Raw genomic sequence first — 20,665 nt, 5'->3', positions numbered from 1 at the left:
ATAAAAATTTACCTATCGCTCTTCGAGCCGACTGCCTGTGCATAACTATGTGCGCCGGCCCTGGTGCTCCCCAAAAGGAATTAAAAATGCTACCCTCACTCCCATGAAAGATACCTTGCTGCTTCCAGCCGACTATCGTGAAATTCTTAGCCCCCGGGAGACCGAACGGGCAATACTCAGAATAAAAGACTATTTCCAGACCAATCTTGCCTTCGAGCTCAATCTCGTCCGGGTAACCGCCCCGCTCTTCGTTGAATCCGGCACCGGAATAAATGACGATCTCAACGGTGTGGAACGGCCCGTCTCCTTTCCGGTTAAACACCTGGCAGACCGGCGCGCCGAGATCGTCCAGTCCCTGGCAAAGTGGAAGCGGATGGCCCTGGCGGACCTGGGATTCGAACCCGGGGAGGGGCTCTACGCCGACATGAACGCCATACGCCCCGACGAGAACCCCGACAATACCCACTCCCTCTATGTTGACCAGTGGGACTGGGAACTGAACATTCTTCCTGAGCAGCGGAACAGGGCTTTTCTGGAGAAAATTGTTCGCAAAATTTACGACGTAATCCGCCGTACCGAAAAGTACATCTGCCATGAGTATGAAGAGCTCTCCCACTGTCTGCCGGAGGAGATAACCTTTATTCACAGTCAGGAGCTGCTGGACCGCTATCCCGGGCTCTCTCCCAGGGAACGGGAGCTTGAAGCCTGCCGGGAATACGGCGCGGTTTTTGTCGCCGGAATCGGCGCCCCTCTTTCCGACGGAAAACCCCACGACGGACGGGCGCCGGACTACGACGACTGGATCAGCGAAACCCCGGAGGGACTCCAGGGCCTGAACGGGGACATTCTTGTATATAACCGGGTGCTGGATATGCCCTTTGAGCTCTCATCCATGGGTATCCGGGTAAGCCCGGATAGTCTGGAAAAACAGCTTGCCGCGGCGGGGGCGGAGAACCGGAAAAAGCTGTACTTTCACCGGAGGCTCCTCGGCGGCGAACTGCCCCTCTCCATCGGCGGCGGAATCGGCCAGTCCCGGCTCTGCATGCTCTATCTCCAGAAAGCCCACATAGGGGAGATCCAGTCGGGTCTCTGGCCGGAAGATCACCTGCAGCGCTGCCTGGAGGCGGGGATACATCTGTTATAGGGTCCTGTAAGACCCTGGACTACTCCACTTCCAGGGTCAGATGCTGACAGTCGCAGGCGGCCAGTGCCTGGTTGTAGAAGCTGTTCCTGTCAAAGCCCTTCTCTGAACGCACCTTGAGAACCATGGCCTTGTCGTTCTCGGAGGTTTTCCATATGTGCAGGTCCTGTACCGTAATATCGTAGGAAGATGCCAGCTCCATAATACTGGCCCGGTCCTCCCTGACGGGATAGTAATCCACCAGGAGTTTTCCGCTGGAGACAAGCAGTCCGTAGGCCCACTTCAGGATAACCAGAGCCCCCAGAATGGCGACGACAGCATCGGGCCAGGTCTGGGAGAATATTTTTCCGGAAAGCAGGGCGATTATTGCAAGAACCGAAGTCATCGCATCAGTTATGACATGAAGATATGCAGCCCGAAGGTTATGATCATGATGATGTCCCTGATGCCCATGTTCTTGCCCCTGGTGAGGAGCTGAAAGCAGGAATGCGCTGAACAGATTGACCACCAGACCTATAAGAGCAATTACCAGGGCCTGGTTGAAACTGATCTCTTTCGGATTTATCAGCCGTTCAGCCGCCTCGACAACCATAAAGAGGGCGGTTATCCCGAGGATAATCGCATTCGTATAGCCCCCCAGAATCCCCACCTTGCCCGAGGAAAAGGCGAAATTCTGGTTACCCGCATTCCGTTCCGCTACAACGTAGGCTATAAGGGTTATAAGCAGAGCAAAGGTGTGAGTACCCATGTGTATACCGTCAGCAAGCAGGGACATGGAACCGGTGATCAGGCCGAATACGATTTCGGCAACCATGGTTCCCAGTGTCAAAACCACAACGACAGAGGTTTTCCGCATATTGCGGTGATTTCCTTCCGGTACCCTGTACTGATCACAAAGCCTTTGATTCATTCCTGTACTCCTTAGAAAACACGCTGCAGCTGCTCAAGGCGCGAGAAGAACCGGTCACTCTCCCCGGCTCCCAGCTCATCAATAATCTCTTCAATAAGATTCATGTGCATCTGATGATGATTCCCGTATTCCGATTCTCCTTTTGCGGAGAGACCGATGATAAAAGACCGCCTGTCCGATTCATCCCTTTTCTTTGTTACATATCCTTTCGAAAGAAGGCGATGAATCATTACCGTCAGGGTACCGGTGGTTACTCCCAGAAATGCGGCCAGCTCCTTCATTCTCAGCTCTTTGCGACTTCCGAGGATTTCCAGAAGGTGCATCTGGGGCAGGGAAATCTCCCTGTCCGCTACGATGCTGTTCTCCCAGGAGGACATAAGTTCGAAAAACTCTACAAGAATTCGGGAATACCTTTCGTTCATATAATTACCTTGACTATCAAGGTATATCTATTTAGTTTGATTGTCAAGACATTGTCCACAGAATATTCCGCCGGAGGAAGAACCACGCCTGATCCCGATCGGGAGCTTCCCTTTACAGCACACCCGCTTAATAAATATACTGGGAAGCGAATATAGCAGAAGACGAGGCAGAAGCATGGCAGGAATTGACGGAAAGACAGTATTCATAAGTGGAGCAAGCAGCGGAATCGGCAGAGCATGTGCCGAGCTCTTTGCCGCCGGGGGTGCACGGCTCATAATCAGCTCCCGCAGTATCGCCGGCCTGAAAAAGGTCGCGGAGGAACTTTCGCGGAAGCACGGGGCAGAGGTCCACAGCCTCGAACTGGATATAAGCGACCGAAGGGCAGTACAGGACAGTATCCGGAGCCTTCCGGATGAATGGAAAGCCGTCGACATACTGATCAATAATGCCGGGCTTGCCCTTGGAATGGACAAGCTTCAGGAGGGGGAGTTTGACGACTGGGAGACAATGATCGATACCAACGTCAAAGGTCTCCTTTATCTGACCCGCACTATTGTACCGGGGATGATCGAACGCGGAGGCGGACAGGTAATAAATATCGGGTCCACCGCAGGAATCGCGGCGTATCCCCGGGGTGCGGTGTACTGCGCCACCAAGGCGGCGGTAAAAATCCTGAGTGACGGTTTACGCATGGATACGGTGGACCAGCCGATACGGGTCAGCAATATTCAGCCCGGAATGGTGGAGACCAATTTCAGCAATGTCCGTTTCAAGGGAGATGAACAGAAGGCTGCCTCCGTGTACCGGGGAATCGAAGCCCTCAGACCGGAGGATATCGCGGATATCGCCCTCTATGCCGCATCGGTACCGGAACACGTCCAGATCTGCGAGGTTACAGTGACCCCCACAAACCAGGCAACGGGGGGAGTGATGTACAAGAGGTCCTGATCGTTACTGGAAATAGTATTCAATCTCCATAACTCCACGGCCAAAACAGTTCCATGAAGCCTGTTTTGGTCTTTTTTTATTCATTGCGGGATAAGAAATACCGTTGTACAATGGCTAGCATAATAATTTCGACTGGAGGTATCTATGGTTTCAGGTGGTGTAGCAATCATTTTCCTGTTAGTAGCCGTTGTTCTCATTGTTCTGGCTACTTCAAAATGGAACATGAATCCATTTTTCGTGCTCATCTCCGTGGCTTTCCTGTTTGGTCTTGCGGTCCGGCTTCCTCTGCTGGATATCGTCAATACCATCAAGGGCGGTTTCGGAGGGACCCTCGGCTCAATCGGTATTGTAATCCTCTGCGGAACAATCATCGGCTTTATCATGGAGAAGACCGGAGCTGCCCTTTCCATAACCCAGGCAATCCTGAAGGTTGTTGGAAATAACAGGGCTCCCCTTGCCATGAGTATTGCCGGATATATTGTATCCGTACCTGTATTCTGCGACTCAGGCTTTGTAATCCTTACTCCCCTGAACAAGGCACTGTCCGCCAAGACCGGAACTTCCATGGGTGTAATGGCCGTTGCCCTGGCAACCGGACTCCACGCGACCCACGCCCTTGTTCCTCCTACCCCCGGCCCCATTGCCGCTGCGGGAAACCTGGGTGCAGACCTGGGTAAGGTTATCTTCCTGGGCGCCATTGTTTCCATCTTTTCCATGCTGGCAGGATATATCTGGGCCCTCAAAATCGGCAGCAAGTATGATATCAAAGCGGATGTTGAAGAAGATTACGACAGCCTCATCAAGAAGTACGGCCATCTTCCGACAGCCTTCCATTCCTCACTTCCCCTGCTTATTCCGATTATCCTGATCCTCCTCAAGTCTCTGGCAGCCTTCCCGACCAAGCCCTTTGGCGACGGCGGGTTCGCAACCTTTATCTCCTTTATCGGAGATCCCGTAACCGCTCTTGTAATCGGTGTGATCGTCTCCCTGACCCTGGTCAAGAAGAGTGTGGAAAAGACTGCCGTCAGCGAATGGATGAGCGAAGGTCTCAAGAATGCGGCCCTTATTATTGCAATAACCGGTGCCGGTGGAGCCTTCGGTGCGGTACTTAAGGCATCTCCCATGGCGAACTTCATCGGAGAAACCATGTCCGGATGGAAACTGGGAATCCTGCTTCCCTTTATCATTTCCGTCTCCCTCAAGACCGCCCAGGGAAGCGGTACCGTAGCCCTGATCACGACTTCCGCAATTCTGGCGCCCCTGCTCGGCACCTTCGGACTGGATCCGGCCCTTACGGTTCTTGCCATCGGAAGCGGTGCCATGGTTGTTTCTCATGCCAACGACTCCTATTTCTGGGTTGTGTCCCAGTTCTCCGGCATCGAGACTCCCATTGCCTACAAGATCTACACCACAGCAACGGGTGTACAGGGTATTACCGCATTCATCATCGTCTTTATTCTCTCTCTTTTCATCTAATCTAAATTTTATACACGAAGCGGAGCCGGATTACCGGTTTCGCTTCGTGATTGAGTAATTCATGATAAAAGAAATACAGCTCAAGAGTTGGTACCACAAGGCCTTCAATTCCCTTATTCAGGGGGATTATGAGCGCACGGAGAAATACTTTTCAAAGATTGAACGGAAATTCCCCGGACGCGTGGGCAACAGTTACAATATGGGACTGGTTAAACTTGCACAGAAGGAGTACGAGACAGCGGAAGAGTATTTCCTCGAGGAGTGTGAAAAGTACGGATATACCGTTACCCGGAACAGGACGCTTGGAGATCTCTATTACATCTGGGGTAAGGCCGACAAGGCAAAGGCCCGTTATACCGAGGCCCTCAAGGAGGTGGAAAAGCCCGAACAGAAACGGCTGCTCCAGGAACGGATCGCAAAATGTTCTTCGGAGAACTCCTTTTCCAGGGTCATGCAGAGCCACAGCAAATACGAAGAGGGGATCAGTTTCCAGAAGGAAGGAGAGACGGAAAAGGCAAAGGAATCATACCGGAAAGCCCTGGAGCTGGATTCCACCAACTTCCAGGCCGCAAACAACCTGGGTTCAATCCTTCTGAACGAAGACGGAGAACCCGTCGAAGCTCTGCAGTATTTTGAAAAAGCCGCCCTCTATTCGGATTTACCCGGAATAACTCAGAATATAGGAAGAACCCGGGCCCTGATGAAACAGAAAGAGGCCAGGTCTGTTTAATTCCCTTTCAAGGAGAAAATCATGAGCACATTAAAAGCCTTCAACACACCCAATGGCCCCCCCGCTTTCGGGCCTTTTTCTCACGCAAAGATGAACGATTCCCTTTTATTCACCACAGGACAGCTGGGGATCGATCCGGCAACCGGCAATATAGTCCCCGGCGGCGTAGAGGCGGAAACCCGGCAGGTCTTCAGGAATCTTACAGCGATCCTCGAGGAAGCCGGCCTTGGACTCGACAGTATACTGAAAGCGACAATCTACCTTACGGACATGAAGGACTTTGAAAAAGTGAACGAGATTTATGCCGGATATTTTACCGGCGACTATCCGGCCCGTTCCTGTATAGGGGTCTCCTCCCTGGCCAAGGGAGGCGTGGTGGAAATTGAGGTCATCTGCTCACGATAGATCATCGATTCAACCGCCATGTGCAACAGCCCCTCCCGGGAAAGGGAGGGGCTGTTTCTGTATGATGTGCAGTGTTGGGATCAGAAGTCCTCAGACGCCAGAAGACTGTTATAATCCGCCACACTGCCTCCGGAAAGGCAGCAATCGATAATCTCTTTTCCCAGGGGATCCAGCTCGGGGTGCTGGAATTTCCCAACCTGATCATGGAAAAAGCTCTTGAGTATATCAGCGCCCCTGTCATAGGCCTCGGGGCCTATTTCCGGCTGGGTATCCACCTGGAGGAATCACTTGGGAATCGTGATCCCTTCGATCCTCATAGACTGCAGGGAATATCCCAGCAGGGAACATCTGGAATCCACCAGCTGGTCGGAATGAAAGCGCGCATGTCCCCGCCTGGCAAGGTAATCCCGGGCCAGCCACTGAGGCATGAAACCGGTTTCCCAGGCGCCGATATGCTGATTGGGAACCAGAATATAGCGGGTCCGGGAGGAATCCCTGAACTGATTGAGCAGCAGGTTCGCCTGATCAACCCTCCTGCCGGTGGCAAAGGGCCAATAGCTGCCGACCCCTTCACTGCTCATGCCCGCGCTTTCCACAATACTCGGGTTTGCATATCCCCGGGGAGATGCGAGCCGCCAGAGCCAGGCCAGAGCCGGAGGCAGTATATGCAGGATTCCCAGTATACCATAGCTCGGCTGTTCCGCCGTACAGGGAGGAGTCCGGACCCCGAAGGAGCGGATATCCACGGTAACCTTATCGTCAACGACTCCGGGGATAATATCCCGGGGGATTATGACCCGGGGGTTCGGACAGGGTGTAACAGGGTCATCATAGATATGGTCCCAGATCAGGGCGGTCCCTCCCGGCACAGTATCTATATTCAGAAACAGAAGGGATCGGGGCGGAGCAATGGTAAGACCTTCAAGATCGTGATCCGTTCCGTACTTCTCGATATGGTTGACCCGGACAAACCAGCCCTCCTCCGCGTCCTTGAGCCAGAGCTTGCCGTTCTTCTCCTGATAATCGGGATGACAGAGCCCCATATCGTCGCAGACCGCATGGAGATCGCAGGTACGCTGGATTTCGACAAAACGTTCCTCGCCGCTTTTCACATTCCTGCCCAGAAGAAGTCGTCCGTCGGGATATCTGTGGGGCTGCTGCAGCATTTCGCTCTTGCCGCCTCCGGAAGCCCCTTCGTGCATAAAGGTAACGACGTTGTCATAGGGAGTTATTACCTGAACGGTGGAACAGTGGGCGGTGACCCACTCCTCATCGACACCCTTGTTTATCAGGGCTCCATATACACCCTTCTTGGCACTCGGGCCCGGATAGAGGTTGAAGGAGAATATCTCATGGATGTCGCTGCGTTTGTGCACCACCACCTGCTTACCGTCAAAATGGGTGTGCCGGAAGGGCGGAGCCACATAGATAATCAGCGAAGCTTCAAAAGGTTCTTTTCTGCCGCTAATATCCACAACCCCCTGAAGCAGACCGAGACCAAAGGCGAAAAACCCGGCATTGGCAGGACAGATCGCCAGCGCTTCGCCGCCGATTCCCGGCTGTCCCATCTCAAAAGCAAATACCGCCAGCTCCTGTCCCGCCAGCCAGGTAAAGGTCTCGTCCCGCAGAATCTCAAAGGAGTATCCAAAACGTTCTTCAAAGCCGGGCTTATCCGAAGGTTTCTTGTCGGCAATGAGCATGCAGTCAGGATCCCGTCTACGCATGTAGGGATCCGCATAATTGGCGCTCACACCGTTCCTGACCCGCATAATATCCAATTCGTGCATCTCCCGTCCGTCGGGAAGGGTGTACGAGACCTTCCATTCACGGTTTTCCGGCCCGCCGCAGGCCAGGGCTTCGAGTTCTTCAATTGTAGAGGCGACCTGCACCGCAGGGGCCTTCTCAAGCAGATCCCGGGCCTCCCGGGGTAAGCTGAGATTCTCAAGAAATCGTCTGTCCACTGAAGGATACTCCTATTGAGAGGATTCTCCGAAAACCATCTTCACAAGATCGGATATGGTCCTGTGTTTTTCGATGGGGTGCCTGAGGTGAAGGTCGGTAAAAACCCTGTAGGTGTTGTTGCGTCCATCCCGTATCCGCTCGATATATCCGGATTCATCCAGATCAGCGATTATGCGCTGAACAGCACGCTCGGTTATATCAACTTCCCGGGCAATATCACGAATACGCACCGAGGGGTCCCGCAGAAGACAGAGCAGTACATGCGAGTGGTTCGTCAAAAAAGTCCATGATCCTGATCTGTTCTGCCCCATATCCTTCTCCTTCAGACTTACCTGCCTCACAATAACGATCTATTTTACATGTGTCAATATACGTGAATTAAGATTCGTGTATTTTTATTCGGTATAGGTGTTTTATCCCCCTTTCAGAATCAGCCTGAACCGCGTATAGTAAAACATCTATGAACAAGACCCTGTTTATTTTTATCCGGGATATGACTATCGCTGTTTTCGGCGTCTGGTACTTTGAATTCAGCCTCGATTTTCAGCTCCCCTCGGAAAACAACCTGCTGCTCTTCTTCGTTGCCATTCCGGTGATCTGGGCCACACTGATGCAGCTCTGGATCTCCGTCAGTTACCGGGAACAGGATAACAGAATAATGTATGTCGCCTCCCATGTCCTTGGGGTCCTGATGCTCATAAGCAGCGTTTTTCTTATCAGCGCCGTACTCAATACCATCGAATCAAGTCTGGATCCCATGGGGAACGTACTGTTCCACTTTGTAGGCTGGACAGGACTCCTGGCGGTCATTTTTTATGACATGGTGGATATTTCCCGCTAAAGGAGAGATCTAAAATGGTGTACTACCTGCTGAAGGTACTGATATCGGCGCTGATCGTTGTCCTGGTTTCGGAAATTGCCAAGCGGAGCTCCCTTGTCGGGGCACTTATTGCATCCCTGCCGCTGACCTCCCTGCTGGCCCTGATCTGGATGCGGGTTGAGAAGGTGGAATCCCAAAAGATTGCGGCGCTCTCATCATCCATTTTCTGGCTGGTAATCCCGTCTCTTCTTTTCTTTGTCGTGTTTCCCCTGCTGCTGCGCAGAAACATCCCCTTCTGGATCAGCATAAGCATTGCCTGTGCAGTAACCGCCCTGAGTTACCTTCTGCTGACCGGCATCCTGCGGTACTTCCATATCGAGCTATAGAACGTCCGCTTCCCCTGGGCACCTCTTTTAAAAAATCCTCCGGTTTTCACAATTTGTTCACATCTCTGATTTATTATCTTTATTGTAAGAAATATTACAGGAGGTTACAGCCATGATGTACGGATACGGAAACGGAATCTGCAACGGGTTCTTCCCCTTCGGAAATTTCCCCTACGGAGGTATTATAAGCATGGGAATCGGACTTATTCTGTTAATTGTCGTCGCCTATTTTCTTTTCAGGATCAACGGCCCGTTGCGCTCCGGCAACGATGCAGGCAGGGAGACTCCCCTGGACACCCTGCAGAAACGCTATGTCAACGGAGAGATAAGCCGGGAGGAGTACCTGGAGAAGAGGGACATCCTTAAAGGGGGCAAGTAGCCCTCACCACACAGTCGATTTGAACAGTCCCGGGGGGTAGTCCGCCATGATCGGCGGGACAACTCTCCCGGTTTGCATAGCCGACTGACATGCCCGGCAGCAGAGCTGAGATCTCTTCCGGCGTATACAGAATATCCGGGATCTGCGGTCCCCCCGCCCCCTGGGTGATGTTAGTTCGGTCATGACCGACGATCAGCAGGCTGCCGCCGGGTTTAACGGCGGCGGCAGCTTTTTTAAGGACACCTGCGAGCTGATCCCCGGGGACATGAAGATAGAAGAGACATACCAGATCAAAGCTCTTGCAGGGTGGAACATATTCGTTCAGATCCCGGATCAGCCAGTCAACGGACAGGCCCTCATCTTCGGCAAAAGCCCTGCCCCACTCAATTCCGACCTCCGAAAAATCCACAGCCGTCACCTTCCAGCCTTTCCGGGAAAGAAAGAGTGCGTTCCTCCCGTCTCCTGCAGCCAGGTCCAGGGCCGTGCCGGCCTCAAGATGGGCGACGAGTTTTTCAAGATGCACATTCGGCGGCAAAGGACTTTTCGAAGACCTTTCCCGGTGTCGTTCATTCCAGCGCTCCCTGCTCACAGCTCCTCCCTTTAATCCAGAGCTTTTTTCAAAGCCGCCTTCGTCCCGTCCACCAGCAGGTTCAGATCGAGCCCTATGGAGATAAACTTCCATCCGGCCTTGAGACGTTCGGTAACCGGCCTCCCGGCGCCGAGCCACATTCCCGGAACCACATTGTGGCGCTTCGCCGCCTCCAGCACCTTGTCCACTGCTGCCTGAAACTTCGGATCATCCTGTTTACCTTTGAAGCCCATGGAAATCGACAGGTCAAAGGGGCCGACAAAACAGACGTCCACCCCTTCTACGGCGAAGATCTCATCCGCATTGTTCACCGCTTCCTCGGTCTCGATCTGCGGAATAACCAGGACCTCTTCATCCGCCGTGGCGATATAATCCGGGTCGTAAATCCACGGTCGCTTGGGGCCGCAACCCCGGATTCCCTTGGGCGGATAGGTACAGGCCTGCACCGCCTTGAGGGCATCTTCTTTCGTATTCACCATGGGAACGATGACCCCATGAGCGCCAATATCCAGGGCCTTTTTTATCAGCACCGGATCATTCCAGGCAACCCTGATAAGGGGGGTTACGCGGTCGCCCCGCATTCCCTGCATCAGGACCTGGGCGGACTGTTCGTTCAATCCGGAATGCTCGAGATCAAAGAGCAGCCAGTCGAGATCCAGGGTAGACATAGCTTCGGAAACATCCGCACTCGGTATAGTAACCCAGGCGCCCAGGGCATGCTTTCCTGATGCCAATGTTCTCTTCAACTGATTTTTCATTGCTGATAACTCCTTCAAAGCAGTAAAATCGTGTACAATCTGTCTGCTATCATACACGATTGGGCCCGCTTTGGCTAAACACTTTTATAGATTTTATGTTAAATTCGGCCTCTGTCATGGATCATCCATTTTAAACAGGAGCAGTACAGTGCAGTCATCCTATCGCAGGGCAATCATACTCAATCTCAGCGCCTCGGTGGTCTGGGCATCTACCTCGGTGATGATCCGCTATGTAAGCGCGGGATTCCCCGTGATGTTTCAGTCCTTCGCCCGCTACCTGGCCTCCCTCATGGTTTTGTGGCCCCTCTTCTTTTCAGCTGCCCCGCTGGAAGAGCGCAGGCACGTGGGGGCGAATCTGGCGCATCTCCTGCCCAGAATGGCCCTTATAGCCCTGATGAATTTCGGATTCCAGGCCGCCTATACCGGGGCGCTGTACATCCTTTACCCTGGTCTGGCCATGCTGATCTACCAGTCGGCGGCAATCTTCAGCGTGCTTCTGGGTTTCCTCTTTTTTGCCGACGAGAGGTCCCTGTTAAAGCGCCCCCTCTTCTACACGGGACTGGCCGCGGCAGCGGCAGGGGTGCTGCTTACTGTGTCGCCGGGATCCGGAGGCAGCAGTGCGCCCCTTACCGGGGTGATTCTTGTACTGGCGGCAGCCCTCTCCTGGGCGGGGCTTACCACCATGGTACGGGCCTGGCTCCCCGGATTTTCCCCCTATTTTGTGAACGCGGCGGTATTTACCTTTGTCACCCCCCTCTTCCTGGCCAGCCATCTGCTGATTGAGGGACCCCAGGTACAGTTTCAGGCCTCCTTCAGCATGTGGACCGTCATGATTCTCTCCGGACTCATCGGTATCGGCCTGGGGCACTCCCTCTTTTACCGTTCCGTACCCCATCTGGGGGTCTCACTGTCCAACATTCTGCAGCTGACCCGGCCCTTCTTTGCCGCGGTCTTTTCCTTTCTGATTTTCGGGGAACGTCTGAGCCCGCAGCAGATTCTCGGCGGACTGCTCCTGATAGGGGGAGCGTATTCGGTTACCATTCTCAGGCGGGAGAAAAAACACGCCGGGTAGATAATCAGGCGTTTTGCTTGCCAAAGATTATCCCCCCGGTGTAGCTTGCTAGCCATGCAGCAAAACCGCAAGGCCGAACTCGTTCTTCTCTTTGTGACCCTCCTGTGGGGGGCGACCTTTATCGCCACAAAACAGGGACTGCGTTCCGCGCCACCGGTCTTTTTTCTGGGTCTTCGATTTCTGATAGCGGCTCTGCTGCTGCTGCCAATCTGCTACCGGGAGCTGAAAAAGATTACCCCCGCCATATTCAAACGCGGTCTCGTACTGGGGGTTCTGATGTTCACCGGCTATGCCTTTCAGAACGCGAGCCTGGTCTATACCACCGCAGGGAAATCGGCACTTATAACCTACTTCTTTGCCCTGATCGTTCCATTTCTGCAGATACCCTTTACCGGCAAGCCCTTGAGCCGGGGAAACATCTTCGGTCTTGTCATTGTTGTAGGCGGCCTCGTGCTTCTGAATCTGCCTTCCGAAGGTGGCGTTAACCTCGGGGACATACTGGCCTTCGGCAGCGCCGTCTCCTACGCCTTTTTTATTATCTTTCTCGATCGCTACGGACGTCACGGAAGCGTCCCGGTCCTGACCTTTCTGCAGTTCGCCCTGACGGCAGTGTTCAGCTTCATCCTTTCCGGTATCATCGAATCGGGCCCGCTTATACTGGACGCGAATCTTGTCTGGTCCCTTTTCTATCTCTCCTTCTTCGGCAGCTTCATCTGCCTGCTGCTCATGAACCTGTATCAGCGCTACGTCACCCCGGTAAAGGCGGTCATAATCTATGCCATGGAACCGGTATTTGCCGTCCTGTTCGCCATGATCTTTCTCGCGGAGTTTTTCACCCCCCCGGAATGGGCCGGCGCAGGGCTGGTAATAGCAGGAGTGATCCTGTCTGATCTGTATAAAGATAGAAAAGTGTGATATGAATTGCAGCTCATGAACATACGACCGGATCGTAAATTTTTAGCATCCCTTGTCTCTCTTGCTCTCCCCATCGCGGCCCAGAGCTTTCTTCTGTCCTCGGTCAACCTGATCGACAACTTCATGATCGGCCGGCTGGGAGAAAGCAGCATTGCCGCCGTCGCCCTGGGCAATCAGGTCTATTTCCTGGTCATGATGCTTCTTTTCGGCGTAACCTCCGGGGCGGGAATCTTCGTCAGCCAGTTCTGGGGAAAAAGGGATCTTGCAACCATTCACCGAATACAGGGACTGACCCTGCTTGTCAGTTTCTGCGCCTGTCTAATTGTAAGTGTTACCGCAGTGGCGGTACCGGAAGGGCTGATCGGGCTGTTGACCACCGACACGGCCGTTATCCGGGAGGGTGCCCAGTATCTGCGGATCGTGGCTTTTTCCTATCCCCTGACGGCGATCACCTTCAGCTTCGTCATGGTTCTGCGTTCCTGCGGTTTTACCCGGATTCCCTTCAACGCCGCCGCCGCCGCCCTCTCTACAAACGTCGTCCTCAACGCGGTCCTGATCTTCGGTATGTTCGGCTTCCCCGCCCTGGGTGTCCGGGGAGCCGCCCTGGGCACACTGATTGCCCGGGCGCTGGAGACCTGCATTATCATAGTATTGAGCTACCGTCGCGAACGGCCCTCCGCGGCACCCCTGAAAGAGCTTATCGACTGGAACATGCCCCTTATCAGGCGGATCCGGAGAACCTCCCTGCCGGTGGTGTTCAACGAAATCGGCTGGTCCACAGGCATGGTGGTTCTGAACTCCGTCTTCGCCCGCATCGGTACCGAGGCCATTGCTGCGCGGAACATTGCCGATACTGTTTTCAGAATGCTTATGGTGCTCTTTGTCGGGATGGGAAACGGGGCGCATATTATGATCGGCAACGCCATCGGCTCCGGGAATGAACAGAGCGCACGGCGCCTTGCGGGTCAGTTCTCCCTGCTGAGCCCAATGACCGCGATATGTACCGGTACGGTACTGGCTGCAGTATCGCCCCTGGTCCCGCAGATGTTCAGCGTCAGCCCTGTAACCTCCCGATACATAATCCAGTTCCTGCTCATCATCGCCCTGGTCTTTCCCTTCAAGGCCCTGTCGATTATACAGATAGTCGGGATCTTCCGCGGCGGCGGGGACACCCGTTTCAGCATGGCCCTGGATGTGGGAGGAGTCTGGCTCATCGGTATACCCCTGGCGATAACAAGCGGGCTCATTCTTCAATGGCCGGTCTGGCTGGTATTCCTGCTGGCAAGTTCCGAGGAGATCATCAAATCGGTAATCGGGATCTACCGCACCATCAGCGACAAGTGGATCAACAACCTGACGGAGGATGAGCCGGGGATTCCCCTGGACAAGGCGCCGAAATAACGAAGCCACGGATGCCGGGCCGTGGATGCAGTCAGAGAGTACAGACGGACGGGGATTCAGGTTATAATGATAATCGGCGACCATACCCTTTGACAGAAAACGGTCTGCCGGCTACTTTTTTGCTTGATGAAAGCAATACTTACTTCTTTGATTTGTCTGACAGTGCTTGTTGCGATAGAACCCGACATCTATGCAATGGAGAATTGTGCAGAACCGGTTTACTCGGAAGAAAAGAACTACACACTGGGAGTCGGCAACGCCCTACTCAGCAACCTGGCCCTCTTTTCGGTAAACAGATTCATCGGGCAAACGGAATTCTCAAAAATCAGTATGGAAAGCATACACAACAACCTTACCTGTCCATGGCAGTGGGATCGCAGTATGTTTCTGGTAAACCAGCTGGGACACCCGTACCAGGGCTATGCATACTATGCCGCAGCCCGGGCAAATAATCTTAACGCTTTTGAATCCAGCCTGGTTTCAGCCCTGGGCAGCTACACATGGGAAGTCTTTGGAGAGAGAGCAACAGCTGCAGTAAACGATTTGATTGTGACCACGGTTGGAGGGATTTCCTTGGGAGAAATGCTGCACCGCATCTACCTTGATACATACACGGAGAACCAGCTGCTGGCGACCTTTATCAGCCCAATGGACAGTTTCAACGACTGGGTAAGTGAAAAAAAGCAACGGCCAACACATTCCAGGATACAGAATGCCACCCTTTCCTTCGGTGGGGGCTATGTGCAGACACAGCATTACAGAAACAATGAAAAGTGCGACAGAAACTCGTATCATACCGGTACCGGCAGCCTGGGGATTGATCTCAATTACGGAGACCCCTTTGTCTCCCATGCTTCATCCATATTCAGCCATTTTGATCTTCAGTTATTCCTTGAAGGCGGGTATAACTGGTACAACCTCGTTCTGATCTCCGATGGGGCACTGTTATCCGCAAGTCTCCGTCCACAGGAACATTCATGGACCAGCTGCGGGCTGCATCTGCATTACGATGTCTTCTCCAGTAAACTGATGGATTTTTCCGGAAATTCCCTTACCTTCACAATGCAGCATGAGCGGTATACCAGCAGCGGATGCGTATTCAAACTAAAAGCCCACGCCGGCTGCCTGCTCTTCGGCAGCAGTACATTTTATCGTTTCGAGACCGAGCCCTCGAAAGATTCAGTCGAAAGACGGGATTACGGTGTGGGGGCAGCATCAAAACTGCGAATGAGCTGGGACTTTCCCCGGGCTGGGACTATCTCCATGCAGACTGCCGGGTACCTGATGACGACCCTGCCGAATATGGTCTCCGGTTCAGAGGGAAACCTGGTATTCAGCAGATCTACTCTGGCCTGGAAATACCCGCTGAACGGAACAACCTCGGTGGGAGCGGCAAATACCCTCAGCTGGAAAAAGACAGACCGCGACTATTTGCCGGATCAGAACAAGCGGATCTACAATGCTACGGTGTTTATGGAATACAAGCTGTAAAACCCCCGGGCCCTCTGGTTTTACAGGTTCAGGACCCCGTCCTCCATTACGAGCTTCTCTTCTCCGCCGGGCAGAATAAAACGGATGGTAGGCTCCAGTACCAGCCCGTCGCAGTGGATCAGCGCCGGGGCATCCTCGGCGTAATTGGCCCCCACTGCCAGGTGGCATGTTCTGTAGGCCTTTTCGTCCTCCAGCATGTTGCCCGTAACCCGGGCGGCGGGATTAAGACCGATGCCGATCTCACCGATGGAGCGGGCGTTCCTGCGGTAGACCTCACCCATCCCGGGAGGCAGGGCTCCCTCTGCAGCCAGACGCTCAGCCCCGCTTTCTCCCGCGGCGATGGTCTCCTCTAAAAGCCCGGCTTCCCGTCCTCCTGCAACGGAGACGACAAAACCCTCCTCCACCTGCACGGTGATCGGTTCTTCGATGAGGATGTCCCCCCTGTTCAGGGATATGGAGCCCCGGAAAACGATGGTTCCGCTGACGCTTCCCAGTTCGGGAGAGGCAAAGCTCTCACCCGCAGGAAGGTTGCCTCCGCTGCCGGGGAAGCTAAAGTTTCCATCGTCTGCTTCCCCCTCTCTGCCCCGAAGGCCGATATAGAGGTCGGTCCCGCCTTTGCAGCGTACTTTCATGCCCTCGGCACGATTGAACAGATCGCTAATAAAGGCGCACTCACGTTTAAGCCTGGTGTAATCGATTCCCACGGTACGGCAGAACATATCCTCATGTATCCCCGGGGCCCAGAGGGCCCTGATGCTTTTTGTTCCGTTCAGCAGGTAGTCGAAAATATGGTCGAACTCCCGGTCCTCATAACGGTAGGGTGTTTTCAGTCCCACAGGGTCCTTGCCGATCTTTTCGGCGCTTATTGAACACACCACAGCGGGTCCGCTCTTCAGAGCCGCCAGAACGGAGGGATCGGCGTAATCGAGCTGGGTTTTCACGGGCTGAACAATCATCACCGGGTCAGCACCAATCTCTGCCGCAGCCAGATAGAGAGCCTGGGAGATGGATAACACCTCCTGAACAGGATTTGTAATAATCAGAACCCGCTCACCGGATTGTATGTTCAGAACCTCCGAACAGGTGGTACGGGCGGGGACGCTCAATCGGGAATCCAGATGCTCTTTCATTACGCCAGCCTACCGGGGCAGATCAGGGGGGTCAAGTATGAGATTGACCTTTGCTTCCTCCTGTGGGTATCATGCCAGATATGAGCAAATACCCATACGCCGAGATTGAGCAGAAATGGCAGCGCTTCTGGGAAGAGAATTCCAGCTTCAAGGTGGAAGAGGACCCCTCCTTTCCTAAAGAGAAACGGCGCTACGTGCTCGACATGTTCCCCTACCCCTCCGGATCCGGACTCCATGTCGGCCATCCGGAAGGATACACTGCAACGGATATCTACTGTCGTTTTTTACGGATGAGGGGCTTCAACGTGCTCCACCCCATGGGCTTCGACTCCTTCGGTCTGCCCGCCGAGAACTATGCCATCCAGACCGGGACCCACCCGAAGATAACAACGGAACGGAATATCGACCACTTCCGTACCCAGATAAAGTCTCTGGGTTTCAGTTACGACTGGGACCGGGAAATATCCACCCACAGCGAGGATTACTACCGCTGGACCCAGTGGATCTTTCTCAAACTGTTTGAACAGGGCCTGGCTTACGAAGCGGAAACTCCCATCAACTGGTGCTCCTCCTGCCTGACGGGACTTGCCAACGAGGAGGTCAAGGACGGCAAATGCGAGCGCTGCGGACAGCTGGTGGAGCGGCGCAACATCCGGCAGTGGATACTCAAAATCACCTCCTATGCCGACCGGCTCCTGGAAGACCTGGATACCCTTGACTGGTCGGAGTCCATAAAGACCATGCAGCGCAACTGGATCGGCCGCTCCGAGGGTGCCAATGTGCATTTTCAGATCGACGGACACCTGGAGTCCCTTGAGGTCTACACCACCCGTCCGGACACCCTCTTCGGCGCCACCTACATGGTCATGGCTCCGGAGCATCCCTATGTGGAGAAGATCACAACAGACAAACATCGCCCCGCCGTTGAGGCTTACCTGGAGCAGGCCCGGCTCAAGTCGGATCTGGAGCGCACGGATCTTGCCAAGGACAAGACCGGTGTCTTTACCGGCGCCTTCGCCGTCAACCCGGTAAACGGGGAGAAGATCCCCATCTGGATTTCCGACTATATCCTGATTTCCTACGGAACCGGCGCCATCATGGCGGTTCCGGCCCACGACCAGCGGGACTGGGAATTCGCGAAGAAATTCGACCTTCCCATTATCGAAGTCCTCAAGGGCGGTACTATCGAAGACGAGGCCTTTACCGGGGACGGCCCCCATGTAAACTCCTCCTTCCTTGACGGAATGGGAAAGGAAGAGGCCATAGAGAGTATCATAGAATGGCTGGAGGAACGCAAGCTCGGGCAGCGTGCGGTCAATTACAAGCTCAGGGACTGGGTCTTCAGCAGGCAGCGCTACTGGGGAGAGCCTATTCCGCTGGTTCACTGCCCAACCTGCGGTATCGTGCCCGTCCCGGAGGACCAGCTTCCCCTCAAGCTGCCGGAGGTGGACTCCTACGAACCGTCGGGCACCGGGGAATCTCCCCTTGCCAAAATACATGAATGGGTTAACACAAGCTGCCCCAAATGCGGAGGACCCGGACGACGGGAGACCAACACCATGCCCCAGTGGGCAGGTTCCTGCTGGTACTATCTGCGCTATCTGGACCCCCGCAACGGTTCATCCCTGGCGGACCGCCGCAAGATCGACTACTGGATGCCCGTGGACCTCTACGTGGGGGGCGCGGAACACGCGGTGCTTCACCTTCTCTACGCCCGTTTCTGGCACAAGGTGCTTTACGATATAGGTGTCGTGGGAGACGTTGAACCCTTCAAGCGCCTGGTAAACCAGGGAATGATCACCTCCTTCGCCTATCAGCGCCCTGACAAGACCCTCGTTCCCACGGATGAGGTGGAGGAGCCGGAGACCGACAGCTTTGTAGAAAAAGGGACAGGTACCCCCCTTACCCAGGTCATCGCCAAGATGTCCAAGTCCCTCAAAAATGTCATCAACCCCGATGACATCATCCGGGATTTCGGGGCCGATTCCATGCGGGTCTACGAGATGTTCATGGGGCCCCTGCAGGTATCCAAGCCCTGGTCCACCTCGGGGATATCCGGGGTTCACCGTTTTCTCGACCGGGTATGGCGTCTCTTTGACAGGGAGCTGGTCGACCGGGAGCCCCCGGAAGAGCTGAAGCGGGTTCTGCACAAAACCATCAAGAAGGTTACCGGCGACACGGATTCCCTGGAGTTCAACACCGCCATCGCCCAGATGATGATCTTCGTCAACGAGGTTTTCAAGGAAGAGACCCTGAACCGGCAGCTCATCGAGCCCTTCGTACTGCTGCTTTCTCCCTATGCTCCCCATCTTGCCGAAGAGCTCTGGGAACGCCTGGGACACGAGCCCCTTGCCGGCCGTCAGAACTGGCCCGACTATGACGAGGAGCTCACCCGGGACGAGATGATAAACCTGGTATTCCAGATCAACGGGAAAGTCCGGGCCAAGGTCGAGGCCAATGCCGACATCAGCCCGGAGGAAATGAAGGAAGCGGCTCTGAATCATCCGCGGATAAAGGAGCTTACCGCCGGCAGACAGATCAGGAAGATCATTCCGGTGCCGGGCAAGCTGGTCAATATAGTGGTCAGCTGAAGGAAGCAAAAGGAACAACATAGTGGCAAAATATCGCCTGAACAGTCTGCAAAACTGGATGGAACAGGAGGGGATCGACCTTGTGGTCGTGGAAGACACCGAAGGAAGGCGGAATGCCTCCCTTCGCTACCTCTGCGGTCATCCCTCCGACGCCGTCTTCTTTTTTCATTCCTCAGGGGCCTCCCTGCTTGTCGCCTGGGACCTGCCCCTGGCCGAGATCTACGGAACCGCCGACGCCTTGGTCGCCTACAGCGAATTTCAACGCAGCCCTGTTCAGGCCATTGCCGGGGTGGCCCGGCGCTTTGGCCTTTCCAGAAACGCCCGCATTGAGCTGCCTCCGAACCTGCCTGTTCCCCTGGTGGACAACCTCCGGACCGAAGCCCCGGAATTCAATTTTCTCTGCCGGGAAAACGGTGCGGAGGCCCAGATTACCGAACTCCGCAGCATAAAGGATGCCGCAGAGCTGGAAATTTACCGGGAAGCCGCCGGAATGACAAACCGGATAATCGATGAGCTTGTACAGGGCTTCCGGGACAGGCGCTTTCCCACGGAACTTGACGCTGCTCTTTTTATAGAGCGGGAGATCCGCATGGCGGGGGCGGAAGGAACAGGCTTCGAAACCATTGTTGCCAATCCGAAGCGAAGCTTCGGGATACATGCCTACCCTTCATTTTCAGGGGCGGGACTGAGCCCGGAGGGGCCGACAATCATAGATTTCGGCGTGAAACTGAAGGGCTACACCACCGACGTCACCCTGACCATGATTACCGGCTCCCTGAATCCCCAACAGGAACGAATGGCAGCCCTGGTGGAAGAAGCCTATGCCGCCGCAGAAGCGGCTCTCGCTCCGGGAGTCCCCTCATCCTCTGTGGCCCGCCGCGTGGATGAGGTCTTTTCACGGGAAGGCTTTACCATGCCCCACAGCCTCGGCCACGCCATCGGTCTGGAAGCCCATGAACGGCCGGTACTCCGGGACCGCAGGGAACTGGACACGATACTTCAGCCCGGAATGGTACTTGCAGTCGAACCCGGGCTGTACGATGCCGAGCTGGGGGGATTCCGCAAGGAAAACGACTACCTGATAACCGAAAAGGGAGCAGAAAAACTCACCAGATCGGGAATCTTCAGGGTATAGGAA

General features: G+C 54.5%; 20 protein-coding genes and 1 pseudogene. 14 read left to right on the top strand and 7 right to left on the bottom strand.

Annotated elements, in window-relative coordinates; translation table 11 throughout:
* The first annotated feature begins 103 nt into the window (after positions 1–103).
* The gene (gene asnA / locus B4O97_RS11525) at positions 104–1,144 is read left to right on the top strand and encodes an aspartate--ammonia ligase (RefSeq protein ID WP_083050972.1); all 1,041 of its coding nucleotides are present in this window, start codon (positions 104–106) and stop codon (positions 1,142–1,144) included.
* A gap of 19 nt (positions 1,145–1,163) precedes the next feature.
* On the opposite strand, the gene dmeF is transcribed toward asnA, so the two are convergent.
* Complete coding sequence (gene dmeF / locus B4O97_RS11520; RefSeq protein ID WP_083050970.1) at positions 1,164–2,051, bottom strand: CDF family Co(II)/Ni(II) efflux transporter DmeF; 888 nt, start codon at positions 2,049–2,051, stop codon at positions 1,164–1,166.
* An 11-nt stretch (positions 2,052–2,062) separates the two neighbouring features.
* Positions 2,063–2,473 (bottom strand): MarR family winged helix-turn-helix transcriptional regulator, encoded by a 411-nt coding sequence (locus B4O97_RS11515; RefSeq protein ID WP_083050969.1) that lies wholly within the window; start codon positions 2,471–2,473, stop codon positions 2,063–2,065.
* Positions 2,474–2,648: 175 nt separating this feature from the next.
* On the opposite strand from B4O97_RS11515, the gene B4O97_RS11510 reads away from it, so the two are divergent.
* The 4 genes from B4O97_RS11510 (at position 2,649) to B4O97_RS11495 (ending at position 6,033) form a co-directional block, all read left to right on the top strand.
* Positions 2,649–3,422, top strand: a complete 774-nt coding sequence (locus B4O97_RS11510) for an SDR family NAD(P)-dependent oxidoreductase (protein WP_083050967.1) — start codon at positions 2,649–2,651, stop codon at positions 3,420–3,422.
* A 144-nt stretch (positions 3,423–3,566) separates the two neighbouring features.
* Positions 3,567–4,898: a GntP family permease gene (locus B4O97_RS11505; protein WP_083050966.1), complete on the top strand. Its 1,332-nt coding sequence runs from the start codon at positions 3,567–3,569 to the stop codon at positions 4,896–4,898.
* A 61-nt stretch (positions 4,899–4,959) separates the two neighbouring features.
* A complete protein-coding gene (locus B4O97_RS11500; protein ID WP_083050964.1) occupies positions 4,960–5,628 on the top strand; it encodes a tetratricopeptide repeat protein in 669 nt (222 codons plus the stop codon).
* 21 nt (positions 5,629–5,649) lie between these two features.
* Positions 5,650–6,033: a RidA family protein gene (locus B4O97_RS11495; RefSeq protein ID WP_083050963.1), complete on the top strand. Its 384-nt coding sequence runs from the start codon at positions 5,650–5,652 to the stop codon at positions 6,031–6,033.
* An 80-nt stretch (positions 6,034–6,113) separates the two neighbouring features.
* Here the strand turns inward: B4O97_RS11495 and B4O97_RS11490 are convergent.
* Both B4O97_RS11490 and B4O97_RS11485 read right to left on the bottom strand, forming a co-directional pair.
* Positions 6,114–7,994, bottom strand: a pseudogene (locus B4O97_RS11490) (DUF4914 family protein).
* A 12-nt stretch (positions 7,995–8,006) separates the two neighbouring features.
* Positions 8,007–8,306 carry a helix-turn-helix transcriptional regulator gene (locus B4O97_RS11485; protein ID WP_083050961.1) on the bottom strand — a complete coding sequence of 100 codons (300 nt, stop codon included), beginning with the start codon at positions 8,304–8,306 and terminating at the stop codon, positions 8,007–8,009.
* 149 nt (positions 8,307–8,455) lie between these two features.
* Here B4O97_RS11485 and B4O97_RS11480 point away from each other — a divergent pair, with 149 nt between their 5' ends.
* The 3 genes from B4O97_RS11480 to B4O97_RS11470 all read left to right on the top strand — a co-directional run bounded on the left by B4O97_RS11480 (position 8,456) and on the right by B4O97_RS11470 (position 9,580).
* Complete coding sequence (locus B4O97_RS11480) at positions 8,456–8,836, top strand: hypothetical protein (RefSeq protein WP_198947070.1); 381 nt, start codon at positions 8,456–8,458, stop codon at positions 8,834–8,836.
* 14 nt (positions 8,837–8,850) lie between these two features.
* A complete protein-coding gene (locus B4O97_RS11475; protein ID WP_083050960.1) occupies positions 8,851–9,201 on the top strand; it encodes a DUF3147 family protein in 351 nt (116 codons plus the stop codon).
* Between the two features lie 112 nt (positions 9,202–9,313).
* Positions 9,314–9,580: an SHOCT domain-containing protein gene (locus tag B4O97_RS11470; RefSeq protein ID WP_198947069.1), complete on the top strand. Its 267-nt coding sequence runs from the start codon at positions 9,314–9,316 to the stop codon at positions 9,578–9,580.
* On the opposite strand, the gene B4O97_RS11465 is transcribed toward B4O97_RS11470, so the two are convergent.
* Positions 9,564–10,169: a class I SAM-dependent methyltransferase gene (locus tag B4O97_RS11465; RefSeq protein WP_158084269.1), complete on the bottom strand. Its 606-nt coding sequence runs from the start codon at positions 10,167–10,169 to the stop codon at positions 9,564–9,566. The genes B4O97_RS11470 and B4O97_RS11465 overlap by 17 nt on opposite strands.
* An 11-nt stretch (positions 10,170–10,180) precedes the next feature.
* Positions 10,181–10,927, bottom strand: a complete 747-nt coding sequence (locus B4O97_RS11460; protein ID WP_083050958.1) for an HpcH/HpaI aldolase family protein — start codon at positions 10,925–10,927, stop codon at positions 10,181–10,183.
* Between the two features lie 148 nt (positions 10,928–11,075).
* On the opposite strand from B4O97_RS11460, the gene B4O97_RS11455 reads away from it, so the two are divergent.
* The 4 genes from B4O97_RS11455 (at position 11,076) to B4O97_RS11440 (ending at position 15,806) form a co-directional block, all read left to right on the top strand.
* Positions 11,076–11,999, top strand: coding sequence for a DMT family transporter (locus B4O97_RS11455; protein WP_083050957.1), 924 nt, complete (start codon positions 11,076–11,078; stop codon positions 11,997–11,999).
* A gap of 54 nt (positions 12,000–12,053) precedes the next feature.
* On the top strand, positions 12,054–12,914 hold the full coding sequence (locus tag B4O97_RS11450; RefSeq protein ID WP_083050955.1) for a DMT family transporter: 861 nt from the start codon (positions 12,054–12,056) through the stop codon (positions 12,912–12,914).
* Positions 12,915–12,929: 15 nt separating this feature from the next.
* A complete protein-coding gene (locus tag B4O97_RS11445; RefSeq protein ID WP_083050953.1) occupies positions 12,930–14,315 on the top strand; it encodes an MATE family efflux transporter in 1,386 nt (461 codons plus the stop codon).
* Between the two features lie 162 nt (positions 14,316–14,477).
* The gene (locus B4O97_RS11440; protein WP_158084268.1) at positions 14,478–15,806 is read left to right on the top strand and encodes a DUF3943 domain-containing protein; all 1,329 of its coding nucleotides are present in this window, start codon (positions 14,478–14,480) and stop codon (positions 15,804–15,806) included.
* Positions 15,807–15,826: 20 nt separating this feature from the next.
* Here B4O97_RS11440 and B4O97_RS11435 read toward each other — a convergent pair whose 3' ends face one another.
* Positions 15,827–16,936 (bottom strand): aminopeptidase, encoded by a 1,110-nt coding sequence (locus B4O97_RS11435; protein WP_083050950.1) that lies wholly within the window; start codon positions 16,934–16,936, stop codon positions 15,827–15,829.
* Between the two features lie 80 nt (positions 16,937–17,016).
* On the opposite strand from B4O97_RS11435, the gene leuS reads away from it, so the two are divergent.
* Both leuS and B4O97_RS11425 read left to right on the top strand, forming a co-directional pair.
* Entirely contained in the window at positions 17,017–19,527 is a 2,511-nt protein-coding gene (leuS, locus tag B4O97_RS11430) for a leucine--tRNA ligase (RefSeq protein ID WP_198947068.1), read from the top strand.
* Positions 19,528–19,549: 22 nt separating this feature from the next.
* Positions 19,550–20,662, top strand: coding sequence for a M24 family metallopeptidase (locus B4O97_RS11425; protein ID WP_083050948.1), 1,113 nt, complete (start codon positions 19,550–19,552; stop codon positions 20,660–20,662).
* The last annotated feature ends 3 nt before the right edge of the window (positions 20,663–20,665 follow it).

This window comes from Marispirochaeta aestuarii (genome assembly GCF_002087085.1).
Lineage (GTDB): Bacteria > Spirochaetota > Spirochaetia > JC444 > Marispirochaetaceae > Marispirochaeta > Marispirochaeta aestuarii.
This window is presented reverse-complemented; position numbering and strand designations above follow the sequence as displayed.